The 22,370-nt window shown below is 55.5% G+C and carries 23 protein-coding genes; 9 read left to right on the forward strand and 14 right to left on the reverse strand.

Features of this window, described 5'->3' with window-relative positions:
* Nucleotides 1-105: 105 nt before the first annotated feature.
* Nucleotides 106-1,572: a Shedu immune nuclease family protein gene (locus AA0Z93_RS00620; RefSeq protein ID WP_301159080.1), complete on the forward strand. Its 1,467-nt coding sequence runs from the start codon at nt 106-108 to the stop codon at nt 1,570-1,572.
* Between the two features lie 155 nt (nt 1,573-1,727).
* Here AA0Z93_RS00620 and AA0Z93_RS00625 read toward each other — a convergent pair whose 3' ends face one another.
* Complete coding sequence (locus AA0Z93_RS00625; RefSeq protein WP_301159081.1) at nt 1,728-1,937, reverse strand: hypothetical protein; 210 nt, start codon at nt 1,935-1,937, stop codon at nt 1,728-1,730.
* Between the two features lie 321 nt (nt 1,938-2,258).
* Here AA0Z93_RS00625 and AA0Z93_RS00630 point away from each other — a divergent pair, with 321 nt between their 5' ends.
* From AA0Z93_RS00630 to AA0Z93_RS00645, 4 genes are all read left to right on the forward strand, one after another.
* Nucleotides 2,259-2,870 (forward strand): histidine phosphatase family protein, encoded by a 612-nt coding sequence (locus AA0Z93_RS00630; protein ID WP_301159082.1) that lies wholly within the window; start codon nt 2,259-2,261, stop codon nt 2,868-2,870.
* Nucleotides 2,871-2,996: 126 nt separating this feature from the next.
* Nucleotides 2,997-3,266 (forward strand): hypothetical protein, encoded by a 270-nt coding sequence (locus AA0Z93_RS00635; protein WP_121757813.1) that lies wholly within the window; start codon nt 2,997-2,999, stop codon nt 3,264-3,266.
* 18 nt (nt 3,267-3,284) lie between these two features.
* On the forward strand, nt 3,285-4,649 hold the full coding sequence (locus AA0Z93_RS00640; protein WP_301159083.1) for a hypothetical protein: 1,365 nt from the start codon (nt 3,285-3,287) through the stop codon (nt 4,647-4,649).
* A 12-nt stretch (nt 4,650-4,661) separates the two neighbouring features.
* Nucleotides 4,662-5,018 (forward strand): hypothetical protein, encoded by a 357-nt coding sequence (locus AA0Z93_RS00645; protein WP_301159084.1) that lies wholly within the window; start codon nt 4,662-4,664, stop codon nt 5,016-5,018.
* A 15-nt stretch (nt 5,019-5,033) separates the two neighbouring features.
* Here the strand turns inward: AA0Z93_RS00645 and AA0Z93_RS00650 are convergent, their stop codons facing one another.
* The 9 genes from AA0Z93_RS00650 to ilvC all read right to left on the reverse strand — a co-directional run bounded on the left by AA0Z93_RS00650 (nt 5,034) and on the right by ilvC (nt 12,540).
* Nucleotides 5,034-5,621, reverse strand: a complete 588-nt coding sequence (locus tag AA0Z93_RS00650; RefSeq protein ID WP_413046820.1) for a DNA-binding protein — start codon at nt 5,619-5,621, stop codon at nt 5,034-5,036.
* 127 nt (nt 5,622-5,748) lie between these two features.
* A complete protein-coding gene (locus AA0Z93_RS00655; protein ID WP_281869234.1) occupies nt 5,749-5,883 on the reverse strand; it encodes a hypothetical protein in 135 nt (44 codons plus the stop codon).
* Nucleotides 5,884-6,211: 328 nt separating this feature from the next.
* Nucleotides 6,212-7,492 carry a translesion error-prone DNA polymerase V subunit UmuC gene (gene umuC / locus AA0Z93_RS00660; protein WP_301159086.1) on the reverse strand — a complete coding sequence of 427 codons (1,281 nt, stop codon included), beginning with the start codon at nt 7,490-7,492 and terminating at the stop codon, nt 6,212-6,214.
* Nucleotides 7,479-7,907: a LexA family protein gene (locus tag AA0Z93_RS00665; protein ID WP_301159087.1), complete on the reverse strand. Its 429-nt coding sequence runs from the start codon at nt 7,905-7,907 to the stop codon at nt 7,479-7,481. The genes umuC and AA0Z93_RS00665 overlap by 14 nt, the downstream gene beginning before the upstream one ends.
* Before the next feature lie 127 nt (nt 7,908-8,034).
* Nucleotides 8,035-8,268, reverse strand: coding sequence for a hypothetical protein (locus tag AA0Z93_RS00670; RefSeq protein ID WP_301159088.1), 234 nt, complete (start codon nt 8,266-8,268; stop codon nt 8,035-8,037).
* Between the two features lie 267 nt (nt 8,269-8,535).
* On the reverse strand, nt 8,536-8,802 hold the full coding sequence (locus tag AA0Z93_RS00675) for a LysR family transcriptional regulator (RefSeq protein ID WP_021783614.1): 267 nt from the start codon (nt 8,800-8,802) through the stop codon (nt 8,536-8,538).
* Nucleotides 8,803-8,816: 14 nt separating this feature from the next.
* On the reverse strand, nt 8,817-9,809 hold the full coding sequence (locus AA0Z93_RS00680; RefSeq protein WP_009681436.1) for a PDR/VanB family oxidoreductase: 993 nt from the start codon (nt 9,807-9,809) through the stop codon (nt 8,817-8,819).
* Nucleotides 9,810-9,863: 54 nt separating this feature from the next.
* Nucleotides 9,864-11,414: a Rieske 2Fe-2S domain-containing protein gene (locus AA0Z93_RS00685; protein WP_009681437.1), complete on the reverse strand. Its 1,551-nt coding sequence runs from the start codon at nt 11,412-11,414 to the stop codon at nt 9,864-9,866.
* Nucleotides 11,415-11,523: 109 nt separating this feature from the next.
* Complete coding sequence (gene ilvC / locus AA0Z93_RS00690; RefSeq protein WP_301159089.1) at nt 11,524-12,540, reverse strand: ketol-acid reductoisomerase; 1,017 nt, start codon at nt 12,538-12,540, stop codon at nt 11,524-11,526.
* A gap of 173 nt (nt 12,541-12,713) precedes the next feature.
* Between ilvC and AA0Z93_RS00695 the strand changes: the two genes are divergently transcribed.
* Complete coding sequence (locus tag AA0Z93_RS00695) at nt 12,714-13,379, forward strand: GntR family transcriptional regulator (protein ID WP_033690048.1); 666 nt, start codon at nt 12,714-12,716, stop codon at nt 13,377-13,379.
* Between the two features lie 325 nt (nt 13,380-13,704).
* A complete protein-coding gene (locus tag AA0Z93_RS00700; protein ID WP_301159090.1) occupies nt 13,705-15,714 on the forward strand; it encodes an AAA family ATPase in 2,010 nt (669 codons plus the stop codon).
* Nucleotides 15,715-15,763: 49 nt separating this feature from the next.
* On the opposite strand, the gene AA0Z93_RS00705 is transcribed toward AA0Z93_RS00700, so the two are convergent.
* The gene (locus tag AA0Z93_RS00705) at nt 15,764-17,071 is read right to left on the reverse strand and encodes an MFS transporter (protein WP_033690039.1); all 1,308 of its coding nucleotides are present in this window, start codon (nt 17,069-17,071) and stop codon (nt 15,764-15,766) included.
* Nucleotides 17,072-17,157: 86 nt separating this feature from the next.
* Nucleotides 17,158-17,997 (reverse strand): class II aldolase/adducin family protein, encoded by an 840-nt coding sequence (locus tag AA0Z93_RS00710; RefSeq protein WP_046784304.1) that lies wholly within the window; start codon nt 17,995-17,997, stop codon nt 17,158-17,160.
* A gap of 117 nt (nt 17,998-18,114) precedes the next feature.
* Here AA0Z93_RS00710 and AA0Z93_RS00715 point away from each other — a divergent pair, with 117 nt between their 5' ends.
* A complete protein-coding gene (locus AA0Z93_RS00715) occupies nt 18,115-19,008 on the forward strand; it encodes a LysR substrate-binding domain-containing protein (protein ID WP_206405767.1) in 894 nt (297 codons plus the stop codon).
* Nucleotides 19,009-19,051: 43 nt separating this feature from the next.
* Here AA0Z93_RS00715 and AA0Z93_RS00720 read toward each other — a convergent pair whose 3' ends face one another.
* Nucleotides 19,052-20,005 carry an AEC family transporter gene (locus AA0Z93_RS00720; RefSeq protein WP_206405766.1) on the reverse strand — a complete coding sequence of 318 codons (954 nt, stop codon included), beginning with the start codon at nt 20,003-20,005 and terminating at the stop codon, nt 19,052-19,054.
* A 103-nt stretch (nt 20,006-20,108) separates the two neighbouring features.
* Here AA0Z93_RS00720 and AA0Z93_RS00725 point away from each other — a divergent pair, with 103 nt between their 5' ends.
* Nucleotides 20,109-20,996, forward strand: coding sequence for a LysR family transcriptional regulator (locus tag AA0Z93_RS00725; RefSeq protein WP_206405765.1), 888 nt, complete (start codon nt 20,109-20,111; stop codon nt 20,994-20,996).
* A 28-nt stretch (nt 20,997-21,024) separates the two neighbouring features.
* On the opposite strand, the gene AA0Z93_RS00730 is transcribed toward AA0Z93_RS00725, so the two are convergent.
* A complete protein-coding gene (locus tag AA0Z93_RS00730) occupies nt 21,025-22,338 on the reverse strand; it encodes an MFS transporter (RefSeq protein ID WP_206405764.1) in 1,314 nt (437 codons plus the stop codon).
* Nucleotides 22,339-22,370: the final 32 nt, after the last annotated feature.

Below are 22,370 nucleotides of genomic sequence, written 5' to 3' on the forward strand. Positions count from 1 at the left end.
GCTCGTTAGACTCGGTATCACGCGTTCGACGACCAGGCGACTCCGACCACTTTTTTGATCAGGGACGACACGACTATGCCTTCCATGCGCCCCTCGCAGTACGCCATGCAACAGCGTACCGACGATGGCCCTTTCCTCTTGTTTGAACGTGAAGAGTACCTCGGTGAGTTCGAGGAAGATGTGCTATCCCCACACCATGCAGACAGTGGGTTTGAGCCTGAAGAAGACATTGAGGACTATGGAATTTCACGTGTGTTCTACAGCGATGTGCCGCTGCCGAACGACTCGCCGGATTGGCACCTGATACTGGAAGTGACTTCGGAAGATCTGACGATCTACCCCATCTACGCCCGGTCGGGCCATGCGAGATACGGCAAGCCAAAATACGACAGCATCAAGTCGATCAGGATAACTCGTTCGGTCTACCGGCCATACACCCATCCTGGCAACGAATACGATCTCGAATTGTTGCTGGGCTCGCTCCCTGAAGGTTTCGCGAAAGACTGGCGGCACGGTCTTGGGTTGCTCTACGAGTACCGCTTCATCGTTCAGGCAGTGGCCAGCATTCAAGGGGTGGAAACCATCATGCTGCACGGCCAGGATGGCCGAAACGACACCGTGGTGGAGGGAGAAACCTATCTCCTGGGGGTTGAGCAGTTCCAGCGTTTGAGGAAGCATCTGGATCGCCTGACGCAGCGTCATCAACGTGAGACTGCGGAAGACAAAAGGTTGGTCTGCTATGCCGGTCTGCTACACAAAGCTTCACCTGAGAATTACCCAGCAAGAGCAAGGCGACTTCCTCCTGACTTCCTTGCCAACCTTGTGGCTCTGGGATCCGGGCCAACTCGCCTTTCCCTGAAGGATCAAAAGCAGGCGGCGGCTCTTGCTCAGCAGAGCGTGCCGGCGCTCGCAAAAACTGCCCGACGTACTCTGTACAACCTCAAATCGGAAATCGAGCTCGTCACCCTCGGACAACTCATCGCAGCGTACCGAAGCATGCTGGACGGCAACGCCAACGAGAACAGGTGGCAGCGTTTCCTCAGTGAAAACTCGTTCGTCCTGGATATGGCGTTCGGGTATCCCGTGAAGTTGATTGCAGAACAACCCTATGTCGGTGGCAAGGACATCAATGGGCAAGGAGGCCAGTATTCCGACTTCGTGATGGCGGCAAAGGCCACCGGGAATCTTGCTCTGATCGAAATCAAACACCCTCAGCACGACCTACTGGGGAAACCCTACCGCAAGACCTACGTCCCCTCTTATGAACTAAGTGGATCCGTGGCTCAGGTGATCAGCCAGCGGAGCGTTCTGCAGAAGAACATCCTTGGGCTTACCGAAGATCTCGATGAGCGCGTCCACGCACATGCTGTGGCGGCCATCGTCATCATCGGGCGCAATCCAACAAAGGTCGTTGAGCAGCGTGCCTTTGAGCAGTACCGCAACAGCTTGAAGGATGTCCTGGTGATCACTTTCGATGAAATGCTGGAACGGCTCGAAGCCATTCACAAAGCCTTGGCACCGAAGCCCCCAGTTGTCCTTGAGCCCATTAGCGACGAAGACCTGCCCTTCTAGACTGCCGTACCGCGAGCACAATGAAGTCGCCTTCAACGTTCGCCGAAAGGCTGGGCTTCAGCCCACGAGACAAAGGCCGTCACTGGATCGGTACGGTTGATGCGGTACAGGAAGCGTTAAGTCGCTGATAGACGGGGCGCGCTCGGCCCAGCGGCTCAATGGCCGTTATCAGCGGGCATGCCAAAGGCCCGGAGTTGGTAATCCGTGACGGCTTGGAAGCTATGCTCCGCCAGAAGCCTCAGTCGCTCCAGCTCAGCCCCCGCGACTCCGTCAGCCTGAGCTTGGTGATACACCTCCAGCGCCTCAACGGCCTGGCTGTACAGAGGGTCATCAGGCAACAACACCTTGCTGAGGTCTTTCTTCATCACCCTCTCCGCTTTGTCTGACCTACCCCTTTGCGATTGGGGTGCAGTTAGCGAGCTCAGTCAGATAAGCCTGATGATCCCGGACAACCGTGTCCAACGTCTCCTGGTTTAGGAACGGTGGGCGTGGACGGGCCATCTTGCGTTCGTAGGAGCTCGGGGGAGTCTTCTTCGGCTCATGGAAAATTTGTCGAGTCACTCCAACGAATCTCAGGCAGGTCGGTTGAGGCAAGCATACATCGACATCCCTTCACCATGGCTATCCCGCACTGTTCCGTGCCAGCATTACTCGACCTAGGAAGCGTCATCAGAGAAAGATAGTCGATGAAGAATGTGAGGCTCATACGACATGGCGAGAGCGCCGCGAACGCAGGCCAGCCTACCAGGGATCACGCGAGTATTCCCCTCACCGCAAAAGGGCTGGAGCAAGCCCATATGGTCGCTAGGTCATTCACCAGAGCCCCTGATCTCATCGTTGCTTCTCCGTTTCTTCGCGCCCAGGCAACCGCTCAGGTGACGGCAGCCCTCTACCCCGCTGTTGCCTTCGAAACCTGGCCGATTCAGGAGTACACGTACTTGGCGCCGGCCCGATGCGTCGATACCACGATTTCACAGCGACGCGGCTGGGTTGAGGCCTACTGGTCAAAGGCTGATCCGGCTCTCTGTGATGGAGAAGGTGCGGAGTCATTTCTTGATTTCGTGGCCAGGGCTATGCATTTCCTTGACCGACTCGCAGACCAACCGGCCAATGACATCGCGGCGTTCGCGCATGGTCAGTTCATCAACACAGTGGTTTGGCTACTCGAGCGTAAGCATAGGGAAATCGATGGCGGAGCAATGCGTGATTGGCGGGAATATGAGATCGCCAACCACGTGGAAAACGGCCAGGGATACTCCATCTACAGATGCTCAGGCCAATGGAGAATCGGTCAGTGAGGAAGCGGGTGACCTCCCCAAAACCGTAGCCCAAAAAATTAAATCGGATTACCTGCTCGAAGGTGGATGGTTGATCGGATGACACTGGACTGGCGATCCCAATCAACAGAAACGCAGAGGTTATCCATGATCAAGAAGACCGTTTCCTTCGCCTGGACAGCTGGTGGTGACTCCTACCACTTGCAGCAGGCTCGTAAGAAGTTCTCGGAGCCCGAGTACCTGAACGCTCTGGCCCAGGCTATCCAGGACGTGAAACCCGGCACCTGCTTCCGTGACGCTATGCGCCAAGCCATCACGGTGGATGAGTACACTGTCGGCGTGCTCGGCGGCCAGGAACTGGGCAAACGCACTCGGGCAATCCTCGAAGACCAACCTGCCGCCGCTCCTGCCCGGTAATCAGATATGGGAAAGATGATGAGCGACAAAGGACAAGAGAGGCTTGCTCAAGGATATCTCGCTCGAAAAGATCGAGCAGTTCAAAGCATCCAAGAAATCCTAGGCCTCGACAAGCAAGCGTATCAAAACTGGCTTGACAGCATGACGGCAGATGACCGCTCTACCCACGACGAGGAAGTCGGACGGTACATGGAGCTTTGCACGATCATGTATGCCCTGCGTCCGCAATGGTCGGGTCAGCTTCAACTGGCTGCGCCAGAGGTGACACCAGGCAAAGATCAGGCTAGCTACATCGGCCCACTTGGAAAACTTCTGGATGGAGCCATCAAAGATGGCAAGCCTGTACCTCAATATCTGCGAGACGCAGCTGATCATATTTCCGAGCTGAACGACGCAAGAAGGCGCTTCCTCGTAGAGCTGCTGAATCAATTGCGTCCGCAAGAGAAGGAGAAATACGGTGGCCTCCTAGCTAGCTGCGAGGCGATGCTGAGTGCTCTGCCAAACATCAAGCTCGGCGAAACCCTGGAACACCTGGATCTGTGCTGGAAATTCCGATACGAAGATATTAATGAGCTGTTGGCACATGTGCCTATCTTCGACCCTCGGACTGAAGCTAAATGGCGACACCAGCGGGTCACAGCTAAAAGCAAGGAAGCGGTTCGGATTGTCCTCAAGGGCGTCGAACCCAGCAAGGACTCACTTGCTGCAAAGCTGATGTTGTCGAGCATGCTCAATCGATATCACTGGGAATTTCTGGAGCTGGAGCGCTATGAAGAAATCGCAGTTTCGAACCTGCAGCGCTTGATTGAAGGCCTACAGGCAATTGGAGACGACCGCGTCCCAGCCGACCTCGGAGAGGAAGAGTTCAGGGCTTGGCTGATGGATCGCTTTTCTGGCCCGCAATTTGGGGAAGAGCGGGCTTGGCGCTCGTTGAAGAACATGCATTTAGACCGGGCTTACGATCAAGCAAAATGGATCATGGACTGGGAAAGAATCGACTTCATCAAGCACGAGGTCAGCGAGAGCGTTCTTCATAACCTGTGCGTTCTGAACGTGGTCTGGAGCTACTGCATTCGCGAAAAGCATGACCTGCGGATTGCTGATATCAAAGACTATGACCTCGTGAATATGCGAGAGATTCAGACCGGGGAGCAGGTGCCACTGACCAGGATCAAGTACCAGCAGAGACAACTGAACACAATGCTTCGCAGCCTTCAGCATGAAGCGCTGGATACCGAGAAGCTCTGGATCCAGACCGATATCAACAGAGATCTCCGCACCCACCGAATGCAGTTCATCAGATCAAGCTTCAAGGACACTACGTTGAGCGAGTGGAAAGCACTCTCAAAATATGCAATGGGAATCGCTCTCTACAGGAGATGATCCTCAGGCAGGTTGAGTGATGCAATTGGGCTCGATACCAGCTGCAACTGGGTCTACGCCCTGCCGACGACGGGGCATGCAGAAGCGACGGTTATCGCAAAAAACAAATCGGAAACCCTGCCAAATCTGCCGAAAATCTGCTGTTTAAATACGGTTGCCCTGAAAAATGGAGGGGGGCAACCAATGATGAAAACTGATCTAAAAAGAATCGTGCGGGATGTGGTCATTGCGGTATTGAGCGCCTACATCGTGGCACTGCTGCAGGCTGGTGACCAGCCCAAATCCGACACGGATCGCCCGCCCCGAGTCATGTACGTCCAGCACCAGGAGCCGGCATATGCCGGCGACCAGGTCTTGGTGAGGATTTGATGACGGACGACCGCGCTATGCGGTCGCTGGCACCTTATCGGGGGCGACTTTGCTGCCAACGAAAAATTCGCGATTGCCACGAAGGAAATACTTGTTCGACTCCTTCTTGCGGCCTCCTTCCTCGGTCTGCTCCTTGCCGATATTCATCAGCAGCCCGGTGCTCACGAGGAAGGCGTTTGCAGCGGGGATCCGCTTCTCAGGCACTCCAGTTTTCTTGTTTATCGTTTCGAACGAACACATGCTGTGGAACGAGTAATTGTCGCGGTTCGCCGCGTAGAACAGGAACAGCTTCAGGGCATCAAGCTCGCACTTGGTGCGCTTGTGGAAAAGCTGGAAGGCCTCGATGTGCCGCGAACGTGTGTTGTACAAGGTTCGCGCTGGCAGCTTGCACCAGTTACCACCAGGTTGGAAGTCAGGGAAAATGTAGCGATTGTTGCGTCCCTCCTTCTCTACCTGAATCCGTTCTGTGAGCACTAACCCCTCGACTCCCTCGGCGACGAGCGCCCGGCTCAAACCAGTAATCTCACTAAGCCGGTTGTAAGTCTCTTCGCATACCAGTTGAAGCTGATCGTCCCTCCATACCTCTTGCTGCTGCGTCAGCATCGCTATGTACAGCTGCAGCGAGGCGATGGCCGTCGATCCACGAACGGTGGATTATGGCTCCAGCCGAAACTCTTCAGTCCGCCTTCGCGCAGCCAAACAGCTGGAGTGCGCACCCAAGGCAACATCCTCATTTCGACACCCCCAACAGACCAATGACAACAAAAGCCGCAAGCACGGCAAACGACAAGACAAGAGGAACCAGTTTGTCAGCGCGGTCAGCAAGCTTATGCAGCGAGTCCAGCAATTTTTTAACGGTGTTCATTTTGCAGCCCTCAGTTAATCGATGACCGCAGTCTGATCCTCCTTCACACGTGTTTCTAGAAACAGGTGTCCCAAAATTATCAACAAATTTTAATTTTTTATCAGTAAAATCAATATGTTACAAACGAATAAATCGGTATTCCGAAAAGGTAAATCAGTTCATAAGATCGTATTTTGGTTGATTTTTGATCATTTTCATACCCATTTTGTAGCTCATGGAACCTGCTTCGACCAAGTGCTGACTTCTTCAAATCGCCCATAACATTTGCCCCTGAGCTTCGCCTTTGAAGACCTGGAATAGCCCACGCACCATCGCTCATCAGTGAACGCTACTTACAGTAAACCGTCCAAAGCTCATCCATCTTGGTGGTGAAGCTCTGGCTCATCATTTCTCGCCGCATGCCCCAAGAAGGATTGATTGGCACGCTTGCCAGGCGCATGGTGCCGCGCCCCCAACGGGCATTCACGGTGTCCAGGACACCCATGAGTTTTTCACTCGCCTCAGGCTGTGAGGCTGTGAAGAGGTCACCTGTGATCTCCCCACGCTGGCTCAGGTCGAGCAGCAGCACCTCGGCCTTGCTGTATCGGAAGCCTTCACGATAAACACGCTCCACACCCTCTAGGGCTGCCTTGGTGAGAAGACGAGTGTCGTCGGTGGGATACGGCAACTCTACAATCACCCCGTTCGCATACTTCGCCTCGTCTGGATTGAACATGCCGGTACGGATGCTGACCCGAACGCGCTTGCACATCGACTTCTGGGCCCGCAATTTTTCAGCGGCACGTGATGCGTATGTGGAGACAGCCTCCCGGATCGGAGCCAGGTCTGTCAGTCGCTGGCCGAACATTCGACTGCAGCAGATTTCCTGTTTAGGCGGGTTCGGTTCATCCAAATCCAAGCACGTGGTGCCTGCGAGTTCTCGGGCTGTCTTTTCGACCACGACACTGAATTTCTTCCTCAGCGTCCAGGCGTCTGCATGGGCCAACTCCCAGGCGGTACGGATGCCCATCGCCTCCAGGTGCGCCGACATACGTCGACCAATACCCCAGACGTCAGACACATCGCACTTTTTGAGCACCCAGTCGCGCTTGATCTTGTCACGAAGATTGACGACGCCACCCGTGTAGCTCTGCCATTGTTTCGCCGCATGGTTAGCCAGCTTGGCCAAGGTCTTTGTTGATGCGATGCCTACACCCACCGGTATGCCGGTACGACGATACACCTCCGCTCGGATCTTCCTGCCAAGCAGCTCGAGATCTCCAGGCATGCTGGTAAGATCGGCAAAGGCTTCGTCGATGCTGTAGACCTCAGATGCCGGCACCATGGACTCGATGACGGTCATGACGCGCTCGGACATGTCACCGTATAACTGGTAATTGGACGAGCACGCCACGATACCGTGCTTGCGGAGCTTGTCCTTGATCTGAAAAAAGGGCTCACCCATTTTGATCCAGGGCTTGGCGTCAGCTGAGCGAGCGATTACACAGCCGTCGTTGTTGCTCAGAACGACGACGGGCTTGTGCCGCAGTTCGAGCCGGAACACCCGCTCACAGCTGGCGTAAAAGCTGTTGCAGTCGATCAGGGCGAATACGCGATCAGAGCTTGGCATGGCTGCGCACGCTGTACGTCACCACACCCCAGATCTCGAGCTCTTCACCCTCCAACAAATACTTGGAGGGATAGCGCGGGTTCTCCGAACGCAACACGACTTGGCTGCCCTCTCGAGCAAGGCGCTTGCACAGAGGCTCACAGTTCACCGCAGCGATCACGATGTGGCCTGGCTCTGGCGGTATGGAGCGGTCGACCAGCACAAGATCTCCAGGGTAGATTCCAGCACCGATCATGCTGTCGCCTTCAACCCTGACGAGGTAGATGTGTGGGGCTCGAATGTCGAAGAGCTCGTCCAGGGAGAGCCGCTTCTCCATGTGGTCTGCAGCAGGAGACGGAAAGCCTGCCGGCACTTGAAATGAGTACAAAGGGAGCTCTGTGGTGCTGGGGTTGAGCGAGCCAAGGAAAGTGATCATGACGAAAACGCCTTACTGTATATGCGTACAGTTAAGCGTTTTGATGGCACCTGGTCAACGTCACCTGGTCAGCTCATGAAAGCTGAGGAAAATTCAGGGCGATTTTCTGAGGGGATCTGTGATGGTTTCAGCCATGCCCTGCATAGCTCGCACCACGCGCGGCCTGCTGATTGTTTCTGCAGGAACATTCGTAATCAGCTTCGGCGCGTGTTGAGAAATTGCAGGTGAGCCGAGTTTTCTGATGGGTATCGTAAAGGTCGTAGCCTGCTCCAAGAGCGGTGGGAAGGCCGGTGCGACGAGGGAAGATTTCTTTCTCCACTGGTACAGCAGGAACCACAACAAATCGTGTCTGCATGATCATCCCTCTTCCGGCAGTATCTTAGTATTAGTACCGATATGTGAAAGCATCAAGACCGCTCATACTGTGGCTGCCGGACATACCGGGAATCATCTACAGGCGGCAACCCAGACCTGCCGAGCTAGGCTTGTTGATTGGATATTCAACAGGATGGGTGGGTGTCGCGAACAATAGGCACAACGTGCTGAACGGGGTTGTTCATACCCATGGATGCAAGGCAAAAAAATGCCCCGGCAGTACCTCACCGGGGCCAAGTTCCATATGCAACCTTTAATGGCTCCGTGCCGTTTCCAGCTCGGCTCGCAGCGAATCCACTGCCGCGACGATCACTCGCGCTGTGGATAACACTTTCGCGCCTGCAGGACTGAGCAGCGTTCGCCGTGATGCACTAACGAACAACTCGACGCCCAGTTCTGCCTCCAGCGCGTTCAGATGCTTGGTGACAGCCGGCTGACCAATGCCGAGCTGTGCCGCAGCGGCGCTCACTGTTCCCAGGTCAACAGTCGCCAGAAAGCTTTCCAGCTTGGTGACGTTCATGTGTTTCACCAGGCCTACAGGTCGAGCACGAGAAGCTTGGACTTCGCACGCGAAACGCACGCCGTCAGACAGCTACCTTTTTCGGAGTCGTCGAGGATGTAGTCCTGATGGTCGACTTCTCCTTCCAGATAACGAATCTTGCAGGTGCCACACAGCCCCGACTGGCATGAAGTCTCGACTGGGTAACCCGCATCCTGGAGCACCTGCGCGAGATTCTCGTGGGCCTGGACGACGATCTCTTCGCCAGTGCTGGCTATGCGAGCGACGAACGAACCATTGCTCTGCTCCGCGCTTGCCGGCTCAGGTGCTTTCACGGGTGCCTTGAAGTGCTCAAAGTGAACTGTGCCAGCAGGCCAATGAGCAGCGGCTTCCTTGCACGCGTTCATGAAGCCTGCAGGCCCGCAGTAATACACGTGGCAACCTTCGGGGGCGTCTTTCAGGAATGACTGTAGGTCGAAGCTCTTGGAGGGATCCCCGCCATCGAAATGAAGGACGACCTTTCCTTCCCCGATCAGCTCTTCCATCTCCTCTGAAAACGCAGCGAATTCGGGGCCTTTGCAACAGTAGTGGAGCTCATACTCCTGCTTCGCCGACTCCAGTGCATGCATCATCGATTTCATGGGCGTGACGCCGATGCCACCGGCCAAGAGGATGGACTTGCGAGCTTCCTTGCTCAGCATGAAGTTGTTACGCGGCACACTGACCCTCACGGTTTCGCCGACATGCAGCTGATGAACCGCGATGGAGCCGCCAGTCCCTCGCTCATCACGCAGTACACCAATCACGTAGCGATGAGGCTCGGCGGGCGAATTGCTCAGCGAATATTGCCTGACCATTCCATTGGGCAGATGGATGTCGATGTGTGAGCCGGCTGTAAATGGTGGAAGCGCACCACCATTCGGATCAACGAGCTCGTATGAGTTGATCCCCTGGGCTTCGCGGGTAACGCGACGGATCAACAGTTCCAGCAACGCTGGGTTGGGATTTGCTAAAGATGTCATCGTCATCACCTCTCACCAAGGCACGGGAGCCCCAGGTAGCCCAGGGCCCGCGCTTTCTTCTTATTGTTCTTTGAAGCTCTGTTCCAACTGCTCGAACCGTGCCGTGACGAAATCCGCACGCTCCTTGCCCTTGAGCTTGTCAGCTTCGGTGAGGATGGCCACTGCCTCCCTTGCGAGCTTGCGGCGATTGATAACCTCTTGTTCCGGAGTCGCGGCTCTGGGCATGTTGAACACGTTGCCGGTGCAGTAGCTGTTCGGCTCACCGCCCATGTCACGCAGCCACTGGGCGAAACCAGCTGCCGCAGCTTGCGGGTTGGTGCCACGGATGCCATCGCGCAGCATTTTGCGGAACGCATACAGGCCGGCGTCGAACTTGGTCGGGTTCTCCAGCGAGTGCACCGCAATTGGACGTTGGCTGATGATGGCCTCGTAGTCCCCTGGAGCGTACTGAGCTTCCTTGTAATTGTGACGTTCACGGTGGTTGGACGGAATCGGTGGAATGTCTTCGAGCTTGTATTTGCCGAAGCGCTCTGGACGACGCATGGCCACCTGGCCTTCCAAGAAGTCGATGGTCTCGTACCCGACCATGCTCTTGTCACCGACGCCACGGGTGTCGATGCCTGGGCCCATGACGCGCCAACCAATCATCTTGGAGTTTTCGTCATCCACAGGGACAGTCCAGCGGACGATGTGGAAGCGGCTGAACAGCTTCTTCGCCGAACCGTCTTCCGACGTGTAGGCATGCAGGCTGAGGTTCGGCAGCACCTGGTGCTGAATGCGCAGGAACATGCGGTCGTCGTTCACGCGACGAGCGCCGGCACAAGCCAGACTACGACCCTGGTGAACCGGGATGAACTGCATGTCCGGAGCGACTTCCATCGAGGCGGCGCCGACTTCGTCGAAAGTGGTGCCCTGGAACTGACCGCCCACAACGTTTTTCGCAGAGTGCAGGGCCGTGGGGTGGAAGTTGTCAGCCGCGTTGTCCTGCACCTGCAGCCAGTTGCAGTGCTGGAAGTTGCTGTATGGAACCAGCTCGTCGCCTTCCATCACAGTGAAATTCTGCTCCCATTCTGGGAACGGTGGCTCTTCATCAGGCGGGCCCATGTAGGCGAACACCAACCCGTGACGCTCGAACGCCTTATAGGCACCCTGGCGGATAGAGCAGGCATATTTCTCGCCTTCCTTTTCCTCGCCGGCAGGGAACGGGACATGGAGGCAGGCACCATCCACATCGAAGACCATACCGTGATAGCAGCACTTGATGCCCTTCTCCTGAATGGCACCGTACTCCAGCGAAGCACCACGGTGGCAGCAGTGGGCATGCAGCACACCTACTTGGCCGCTACCGTCGCGAAATGCCACCAACTCTTCGCCCATGATCTTCAGGAAGCGAGGCGTATCGGTGAGCTCCAACGACATGCAGACCGGGTGCCAGAAGCGACGCAGGTACTCGCCAGCTGGCGTGCCGGGGCCGGTTTCGGTCAGCTCTGGGTCATGGTTCGGAGTGTTGTTGGTGTAGTAGCCACCGTAAGCGATCAGCTTCTTGGGAACGGCAGCGCCGTTGCCGCCTGCACCACGTTGATCATCATGCTTATCGAATTTCTCAGTCATTTTCATTGCCTCAGGCTTATTGTTAGATACGGGATACGGTATTCGTACTCTGTATACATATTGTTCGAACGCAATGTTGCTACGGGTACTGCTTGTGTTCCTTGGGGTATCAGTTGATGGCTTTGTCGACCAGAGCGCCTGCCTGGATCCACGGCATCATGCCGCGCAGGCGCTCACCGACCACTTCGATCTGGTGACGTTGCAGCAGGCTACGCCGGGCAGTGAGCGTGGGATTGCCTGCCTTGTTTTCCAGGATGAAGTCCTTGGCGTATTCGCCATTTTGAATACTGGTGAGCAGTTCACGCATTCTGTCCTTGGTCTCAGCCGGCACGATCCTCGGCCCGCTGACGTACTCGCCGAATTCGGCGTTGTTGGAGATGCTGTAGTTCATGTTGCCGATGCCGCCTTCATAGATCAGGTCGACGATCAGCTTGAGTTCGTGCAGGCATTCGAAATAGGCGAGCTCAGGCGAATAGCCGCCTTCCACCAATGTTTCGAAACCGAGCTTGATCAACTCGACGGTGCCACCGCAGAGCACGGCTTGCTCACCAAAGAGGTCAGTCTCGGTCTCCTCGCGGAAGTTGGTTTCGATGATGCCGGCCTTGCCGCAACCAATGGCAGAGGCGTAGGCCAGGGCCAGTTCGACTGCATGGCCGGAGGTGTTCTGCTCCACGGCGATCAGTGCCGGGACACCATGGCCTGCTTGATAAGTCGAACGCACGGTGTGACCGGGCGCTTTAGGCGCGATCATGATCACATCAAGGTCGGCGCGAGGCTTTACCTGACCGTAGTGAATGTTGAAACCGTGGGCGAAGGCCAGGGTGGCGTTGCGGCGCAGATGCGGCTCGACGTCGCTGCGGTAGACATCCGCGATCAGCTCATCAGGAATCAGCATCATGACCAGGTCTGCCTGGGCAACGGCCTCAGCAACAGTGCTCACCGCGAGACCGGCATTCAGCGCCTTCTTCGACGACGCCGAACCCTGACGCAAACCGACGATGACATCAATGCCACTGTCACGGAGGTTCTGGGCGTGAGCATGCCCCTGAGCGCCATAGCCGATGATCGCCACGCAGAGCCCCTGCAGCAGGCTCAAATCAGCATCTTTATCGTAGAACAGCTTCATGTCAGTCAGACCTTCTTGTTTTTGTGTTCGGGATTTCGTGCTCTGTACTCTGTATACAGAGTTCACAGTCTTGACCTACACTGAACGGGAGTCAAGGAAAATTTGAATGACACGGGAGAAAGTGGACAATGCAGCTTTCAGTGGGGAAAGCCGATCTTCGGCGAGGTCTATCAATGACAAGCACGCTCAAGCGTATCCAGTCGCGCACGGACTACGTGGATGAGGTTTACAAGGCTCTGCTCGATGCCATCAGCGACGGCTCGCTGGCACCCGGCGCACGCCTGACGCAGGAAGAAATCGCCGAGCAGATGAACATCTCCCGGTCACCTGTGCTGCAGGCGCTGAGGTTGCTCAAGAAGGATGGCCTTGTTCAGGATGCTCCAGGGCGAGGCCTGCTGGTGACCCCCTTGACGACGGACTCGATTCGTAACCTCTACCAGATTCGAGGAGCACTAGATAACCTCGCAGCGAAAATGGCTGCAGAGCAGAAATTTCAGATGGATCAAACGTTGATCAAACGAGGCCGCAAAGCCTCGCAGGGCAGAGATATCAAGGCAATGATTGATGCTGACATGGCGTTTCATACGGCAATTTACGAAGCTTCTGGCAATCCGCTGATAGCTCAAAGCGCCCAGGTCTACTGGGTACACTTGCGCCGCGCCATGGGCGCTGTGCTGCAGTCATCAGAGCAGCGTGAGGCGATTTGGAACGAGCATGAGGCGATAGCGAAAGCTATTGCTGCCGGAGATGTAGTAGCCGCAGGCGAATTGACCGACGTACACACGACCCATGCTAGAAAAAACCTCCTTGAGCGCCTCAGCCACCTACTAATGGCATGACTGCAAAGGTGCCCAAGCTCTCGGGCACCAAGGTAGGTTTTCTAATGACGGGTCTATAGGGGTTCGAATACTGAGTTATAGCTCAGTCCTCGGGCCTGTCGGCTTCAGCCATTCCTACCTGCTTTACTCGATAGCAATCGCTCCGTCTGTATAGCTGTGCCCGCACACCGGATCCGTTGTGGAATGGTCTCCCATCTGGGGAATCCAACGCCTGCTTATTTTACAAAATGAGTCCCTAAAACTGATGATCTTGGCCTTCCATCTTTAATGGCACTGGGCTATCGTCCATGGAAACCTAAATCCATGAGTTGCAAAGGGACTGACCATGCGTTTGAGTAAGGTACGAGTTCAGAATTATCGAAGCATTATCGATACCGGCGAATTTGAGATCGAGCGGTTAAAAACGATTTTGGTTGGCCCAAACGAAGCAGGTAAAACTGCAATTCTACAAGCGATCCAGCAAATCAACGCACCAGAGGGTGTTAAAGGATTTAATCCACTTCGCGACTACCCAAGAGCAAACTACACACAGATTAGTCGAGGCGAGCTAAGCGCCGAAAACATCGAAGTAGTAAAAGCGACCTTTGCATTGGAAAAGACCGAATTAGATCACGCCCCCGAAAAAATCAAAGGACAGCCACTCAGCTACACTTTCACAAGGTACTTGGACAATAGCTGGCGGCACAGCTTAATTGGAGTCGCCACCCCCTATTTGAAAGACATCAAGAATGACCTGCTCCGGCTGGCTGCCCATCTGGATCGGGATATTGCAGAGGGCTCGCCTAAGGCCCGAACAGAAGCACTCAACAAATTAATCAATAACGTGTCTCAGTTCAGGTACTTATGGTCTGTGGCCGAGATCTTGAAGCCGTGGCTTGACGAGATGCTACCCTACGTAGATGAGGACAACGAAAAAGAGGTTGCCCGCTGGGAAAGCATCGTCACCGCCCTGGATGATGATGTAGAGATTAACAAATTCCGCTTACACCTCCAGAAAAACCGCCCAGTTTTTGTGCTTTACAGCAACTACTTCCGCGTTAAACCGATCATCCACCTGGGAAATCTAGCTAAACGGCTGGAAACCAATAACTTAGATGACGAAGCCTATGACTACGGCAATGTCTGCTTGCTAAAGCTACTTGGATTCACAGCCCAAGAGCTCTCTGACCTCGGCAAAGCATCTGACCCCAGCCATACCACTACTGACCTTGAAGCTTACCGGGCAAAACTTGATCAGCGGGGGTATGAACTGAATGCCGCGAGCGTAGAACTGACCCAGCAAATCGTTAAGGTATGGAATCCTGATGATACAAAAGCCGAGGCCAGTAGACTTAAGCTGAATGCAGATGGCCAGTACCTGAAGGTTGTAGTAGAGGACAATATCGGAGTAGAGGTGGAGCTCGACCAACGTTCCGAGGGCTTCCAATGGCTGGTCTCGTTCTTCATTGTATTCTTTGCGGAAGCGAAGGGTAAACACAAGAACACCGTCCTACTCTTGGACGAGCCTGGCGTGAGCCTTCATGCGCTGAAACAGAGAGAATTTAGAAAAACCATTTCGTTGCTCGCCGATGAAAACCAGACGATATACTCAACTCACTCCCCGTTCCTGGTTGGCCCGGACGAACTCGACTTAGTAAGAGTGGTAGAGCTGACAGATAGAGCTGTCGGCACTCAGGTTCACACAACTGTTTCCTCCAGCGATCCTGCGGCCCTGCTGCCGCTACAAGAAGCGCTAGGTTATGACTTAGCTCAAAGTCTTTTTGCTAGCCAAAGGAACCTAATTCTTGAGGGGCTCACAGATTACTGGTACGTCGAAGCGATTGCCAATCTGCTCAAGGAGGGCGGAAAAGCGGCTCTGCATGACAAGATCTCGCTAGTGCCAGCTAATACCGCGAGCAAGATCGTATACTTCGCAACCATCCTAACCTCACATAACCTTAAAGTGGCGGCGCTGCTCGATTCAGACAATGCGGGGGATCAGGCTGCCCGTCAGGAAACGTTGGTACATCGCCTTGGCAGTAAAAGGATTCTCCGAACGTCAGACTACGCAGTACCCAAGATCGAACATGCAGAGATCGAGGACTTATTGCGAGAGACATTGCCAGCGGTCGCTAAAACCGACCTCAATTGGGACATTGACAGTGCCTTGGCTAAAGCTTCCGACAAACCCATCATTGACGTTTTCCAGAGAACAATCGGCAAGGACTTTTCCAAATACAAGCTGGCAAAAGCCTTCCTCAAATGGTCGCGCGACCACTCTTTATCTGACCTGGCACCACATGAGATCGAAGGCTGTACAAACCTCATAACCGCTATCAACGCTGCGCTCAAATAACCACGGATAACAAAGGGCGCCCGTCGACCGGGTGCCCTTGGCAAAGTAGTTATCGATTGACGATGGACTTCGGCATGATGAGGCAGATGAACGCCGCGAAAATCAGCGAGCCTGCGATGCAGTACAGCGCCAGGTCAGTGGATGAGGTGACATCTTTCACCCAGCCGATCATGTAGGGGCTGATGAAGCCAGCCAGGTTACCGACCGAGTTGATCATGGCGATACCCGCCGCAGCCGCAGCACCACCCAAAAATGCGGGAGGCAGGCACCAGAACTGGCAAAGCCCGGTCATGATTCCCATGGTTGCCAACGACAGGAAGACAAGCGAAACCGCAGGGTTACCCGACGTCAGGGTGCTGAGCACCAGTCCTGTCGCGCCGAGCACTGCCGGCACAGCGGCATGCCAACGACGCTCCTTGCTGCGGTCAGCGCTACGACCGGTGAAGATCATCGCTGCGGTAGCGAACGCATAAGGGATGGTGGTGAGCAGCGACACCGTGGAGGCTTCCTGAATGCCCGAGCTTTTGATCAGCGATGGCAGCCAGAAGCTGACACCGTATAGCCCCATCATGAAGCCGAAGTAGCCTGAGCTCAGCACCCATACCCGCTTGTTGCGGAATGCGCCGAACACCGAGTGCACTTCCTTCGTCCCACCCTCTTTCTCCAAGTTACGCTTCAGCGTTTCTTTCTCGCTCGCAGACAGCCACTTGGCATCGTCGATCTTGTCCTGCAGATAGAACAGCACGACGACACCTGCAATGATCGATGGCAGCGCCTCCAGGAAGAACAGCCATTGCCAAGCCGAGTGCCCCATCAAACCATGCGTAGAAGCCATGATCCATCCAGACAGAGGGCCACCAATGACGCCCGCCATCGGTATGCCGGTCATGAACATTGCGGTGATCTTGCCCCTGCGGGACGGCGGGAACCAGTAGGTCAGATACAGAATGATGCCGGGGAAGAAGCCAGCTTCTGCTAGCCCGAGCAGGAAGCGCAACACGTAAAATTGCGTCGGCGTTTGAACGAAGATCATGCTGGCCGAAAGGATGCCCCAGCTGATCATGATCCGGGCGATCCAGCGTCTCGCACCTACCCGGTGCAGAATGATGTTGCTCGGAACTTCAAAGATGAAATAACCAAGAAAGAATATCCCGGCACCCAGACCATAAATTGTTTCACTGAACTTCAACTCATCTAACATTTGAAGTTTAGCGAAGCCAATATTCACTCGATCAAGGTAGGCAAACACATAGCAGATAAAGAGAAACGGAATAAGTCGCAAGGCCACACGGGTATACAATTGGGACTCAGCTGCTGAATCCTGGACGGCATAGGGTGCCTCTAGAGTATTAGACATGATGCCAATCTCCGAATGATTTTGTAGTTGTAGGCGTCGAATTGTGCAGCAGCGCCTTTCCAGGTTCGGCGCTGCTGCAGGGAGGGTCAGGAGAACATGTCCGGCTGTTCTGCCACGAGTTGGTCGTAGATGGGTTGGAAATGGAGCCAGCCAATGAAAGGGCTTCCCACGTTTTCACGGCTGTAACGGCAGCGCTCAGGCGATACCAGCTTCGGCGTGATGCCGCTGGCTTCGATCAGCAGTTGCTGCTGGCAGCACCGCTCCAGCGCAATGAACCAGAATGCGGCTTCGTCGATGCTATGCCGGCTGGCGGTGAGCAGGCCGTGGTTCTGGTGAATGGCCGCACGCACATCCTTGAAGTATTCGCTGACCGACTTGCCGGCCTTGGCCTCGACTGCAACGGCGCCGGCCTCTGCAGTGATGACGACGTGGTCTTCAAAGAAAACTGCCGCATCCTGGGTGATAGGCGGAAGTGGTCGCCCGGTTGCAGCCCACGCCCCACCATAGATCGTATGGGCATGGCACATGGCGACGATGTCAGGATGCGCTTCGTGAACGGCGGCGTGCAGAACGAAGCCGGCCCGGTTGATCGCGTAGGTGCCCTGTACCACCTTACCCTCGTGATCCGCGAGGATCAGATTGGACAGCTTGACCTGGGAGAAGTGGACGGCCATTGGGTTCGTCCAGTACAACTCCGGGAATTCCGGGTCGCGTACTGTCAGGTGACCAGCGAAACCGTAATCGAGACTGTGTTTCGCGAATGCACGGCAGGCTGCAACGAGATGTTTCTTACGATACTGCCGCTCTTCTTCGTAACTTTTAAAGTCGGGAATTTCCGGAAAGATCAGACCCTGCTGTTCAGGTTGATAAACCGAAATGCGGCGCTTTCCGTTAGATGCTGGTTCAATCCGCAGCAAGGGATCCATAGTGCCAACCTCATCTTTTATTGTTTTTGGAGACCCATAGTTGACTTTAGGCGTATGGATTGACAAACGAAGGCTTTTCACCCAAGGTTGAATTAAATTTAGCCTAACCTAATAATAATGAGAAAGATTCCTAACTTCGCCGCAATCAAAGCATTTGAAGCTGCTGCGCGCCTGGAAAGCTTCGTTGCCGCCGCCGATGAGCTCCATCTATCCGCCTCGGCAGTTAGCCACCAGGTCAGAAAGCTGGAGGCCACTCTGGGCATGGAGCTGTTCAAACGTCAGCCTCGCTCGGTGGAGTTGACGATCCAGGGGCGGGCGCTTGCCCAGCGCTTGACCGTCGCGCTCGACGGCCTGGAGTCTGCACTTTCTATGTGGATGCCGAGCGCCGAGCAACTGCACCTGGCCGTTCATTGCTCGCCAAGCTTTGCTTCCAAATGGCTTTCACCACGCCTCGCTCGCCTCGTCAGTGAACCCAATCCGCTTCATATCCGCCTCACTTCCAGCGCCACGCCGCCTGAGCTCACCCGACACGAGGAGATCGACATTGCGATCACCTACGGGGCGCCGATCCAGCGGGTGGGCGTGATTGCCGAACCTCTGGGGTTGGAGACTATCGCCCCAATGAGCTCGAAGCAGTTCTTCGACGCTTCCCAGACGCTCGAACCGCACCTGCTTAAGCCTGGCTCACTTATCGACTCCCAACTGAGCCCAGTGCGCTGGAGCGACTGGTTCCGCCATGAAGGGGTTGCCGAACGCGCAGACTTGGGCGGTTTGTCGTTCGACCGTGCCGCGCTCGTCCTCTCCGCCGCAGCGGATGGGCTGGGTATTGCCCTGGAGTCCACCCGTCTGGCAGAGACAGAGTTGCGCCAAGGCTCTCTGGTCGTACTGAATGGACATCAGCCTCCCTTGCAGCGGGAGATGCATTTCCTCTGCTACCGTGGCTCGATGAAAGGGAGCCGCAAAATTGAGCGGTTCAAGGAATGGATCATGAACCAGATCCATGAAGCTTGATGCTCGCCCTTCACCGCTCCACTGTCAGCAGCAACGGCTAACCCTAGGCCCCTGCAATACCCGTATTCATCCAGATCATCAGCCCGGTTAGGGTAGCCAGGGAACCCAGGGTAGAGATCAGGATGGTGCGGGAGATAAGCCCTGCCTCCCGACGATAGAACTCAGCCAGCATGAAGGGCCCAGTACCGGTGGGCAAGGCGCTGAGCAACAGCGCGGAATTGGCCCACATCGACTGCAGCGCGAAGACTTTGAACGCCAGGAACCAGGTCAGCAGCGGCTGTCCCACGAGCTTGATGGTGACCAGCGGCCAAGGGTTGCTCTTCCCTCCAGTCGACTTGACCGTTTTCTGGCCCAGGAACAGGCCAAGCGAAACGAGAGCACAAGGCGTGGTAGCCGTAGCGAGCATGTCGAGGAAGCTCATGACTGGGTGAGCCAGCGGAATACCTGTCATCGCCCAGACAGCCCCAGCGATGGGCGCAATCACCAGAGGGTTCTTGGACAGCGCCTTCACTACGACCCCTACTGCTCGGCCGAGATGCCGCTCTTCCTGCAAGCCGATTTCGATGCAGATCACCGCAATGGCGAAGAGCAGGCACACAACGATGATCGTCGAAATGAGCGCCGGTTGAAGACCTGGATGGCCGAATACAATCGCACACAGCGGAATGCCGATGTAGCCAGTGTTCGCATAACCAGCGCTCAAGCCGTCGATGCTTGAAGTGGCAAGGCTATGGCCGGTGCACAACCGCCACACCAAAGTTGCGACGAAAATGGCCAGCGTGCCGGCACCGAAGGAAATGATGAAGCCCGGCTGCCAAATTTCAGCCCACGACGCGGTCGCGGTCACCTTGAACAGCAGCGCGGGTAGGCAGAGCCATACCACCATCTTGTTGATCTCGGAGGCGGCCTGGTCTCCGAGTCGGTTGGTCTTGCGGCAGATGAAGCCTGCGAGGATGAGGGCAAAGATGGGCAAAACGATTGCAAGGACGGTGTACATGACTTCCACGTTTGGAGGGGATTTTAGGCCTGTATAGATTAAAATCGCCGACCAATGCAGTCCAATGACTATAAAGTAGTAAATCGATACCTCTGGAGCATCAATGATCGAACATCGCCATCTACGCTACTTTCTTGCCTTAGCCGACCACCTGCACTACGGCAAAGCATCAGCGCAGGTAAACGTAGCGCAGCCCTCGCTGAGTCGGCAGATTGCCGATCTTGAATCCCAGCTAGGCTGCCGGCTGTTCGCTCGCACCTCCCGGTCGGTGGAGCTCACCTCAGCAGGTTACGAATTTCAACGAAGCGCGCAGCTGGTCATACAGGCTATGGACTCGGCGATTCGCTCCACTCAAGCTGTCGCTCGGGGCGAGAAGGGAGAGTTGCGTATCGCGTTTACGTCCATGATCGCCTGGTCAGGCCTACCCAAGATGATCAAGGACTACGCCGCTAGCGCGCCTGGTGTGAACCTGGAATTGAGCGAGTTGATACCGAGTGCGCTGATGAAAGCGGTAGAGACGGGAGAATGCGACATTGGGCTTACCTTCACAGCCACGGTTCAGCCACCGTACCAATTTCGGGAATTGCAACGTGAGTCCCTCAGTATCGCATTACCGGCTGATCATCCGCTGGCGGGCAAAAAGTCGGTAACAGTCCAAGACCTTACTGATGAGCCCTTCATCTTGAGCCCTCGCGATACCGCCTCCGCCCTGCACGACACAATCTTCAAACTATGTCGAGACAGTGGATTCGAACCCCGCGTGCGGATGTACACCCAGCTGCAAGGGACGATAGTCAATCTGGTTGGTGAAGGTCTTGGCGTCTCGATCATTCCGACGTCCATGTCGAAATCGAATCCAGACTCGGTTCGGTTCATTCCAATTACCAACGCACCCGAGATCACCTTGGGGATGGTCTGGAACATGGAGAACTCCAACCCATGCCTTTCCGCCTTCATTCAATCGGTCGGCGCCCGCCTTGATCAGCCATGATAGCTCGGCGGGCATCGATACTCGATTGCTAGCGGTTCACCACCGATTTGGGCATCGCCAGGCAGACCACCGCAGCACACAGCAGCGCAGCCGCGATGCAGTAGAGCGCGATGCTGGTAGAGCCAGTGGTGTCTTTCACCCAGCCGATCAAGTAGGGGCTAATGAACCCAGCCAAGTTGCCGATGGAGTTGATCATCGCGATCCCTGCCGCCGCCGCTACACCGCCTAGGAATGCAGGCGGATAGCACCAAAACTGGCTCATAGCAGTCATCACGCCCATGGCCCCCACCGAGAGAAATGCCACCGTCAACATGGGGTTTTGCTCTGTGGTGGTGGCGAGCACCAACCCCAAGGCGCCGATCACCGCAGGCACCGCCGCATGCCAGCGACGCTCAAGCACATTGTCCGAATGCCGCCCGGTCATGACCATGGCAATCGTCGCCAGGGCATACGGGATAGTGGTCAGCAGCGAGACTTCCGCCGCACTCTGAATACCCGAGTTCTTGATCAGCGATGGTAGCCAGAAGGTGATGCCGTTCAGGCCCATCATCACGCCGAAGTAACCTGCACTCAGCAGCCACACCTTGGGGTTGGTGAAGGCGCTGAAAGCAGAGTGTCCATGGTGCGACTGGTCTTCTCCCTGAAGATTACGCTTTAGGACGGCTTTCTCTTCCGTGGTGAGCCACTTGGCATCGTCCGGATTGTCACGCAGGTAGAAGAGGACGACGAAGCCGGCAATGATCGAAGGTATTGCTTCGAGGGCGAACAGCCACTGCCAGGCTGAATAGCCATGCCACCCGTGAGTGGTCGACATGATCCACCCCGAGAGTGGCCCGCCAAGCACACCCGCCATGGGGATGCCAGTGAGGAACATCGCAGTGATTTTCCCGCGCCGGGAAGACGGGAACCAGTAGGTCAGGTAAAGGATGATACCGGGGAAGAATCCGGCCTCAGCAACCCCCAGCAGGAATCTCAGCATGTAGAACATGGCGGGCGTTTGTACGAACACCATACAGGCTGACAGTACACCCCAGCTGACCATGATGCGGGCGATCCAACGACGAGCGCCGATCTTGTGCAGCATCATGTTGCTCGGCACCTCAAAGATGAAGTAACCGAAGAAGAAGATCCCGGCCCCAAGGCCGTACACAGTCTCGCTGAACTTGAGTTCGTCGAGCATCTGCAACTTGGCGAAGCCGACGTTCACCCGATCCAGGTAAGCGAACACGTAGCAAAGAAAGAGAAAGGGAATCAGTCGCAGGGTTAAGCGCGCGTACAGCTTTGACTCGTCCGGAATGGAACGCGAATCGGGGACGCAGGCAGCATCAAGAGCATTAGGCATCTGCCTATCTCCAGTCATTGTTATTGTGCGGT

It is taken from the genome of Pseudomonas phoenicis (assembly GCF_047302395.1).
Classification (GTDB): domain Bacteria; phylum Pseudomonadota; class Gammaproteobacteria; order Pseudomonadales; family Pseudomonadaceae; genus Aquipseudomonas.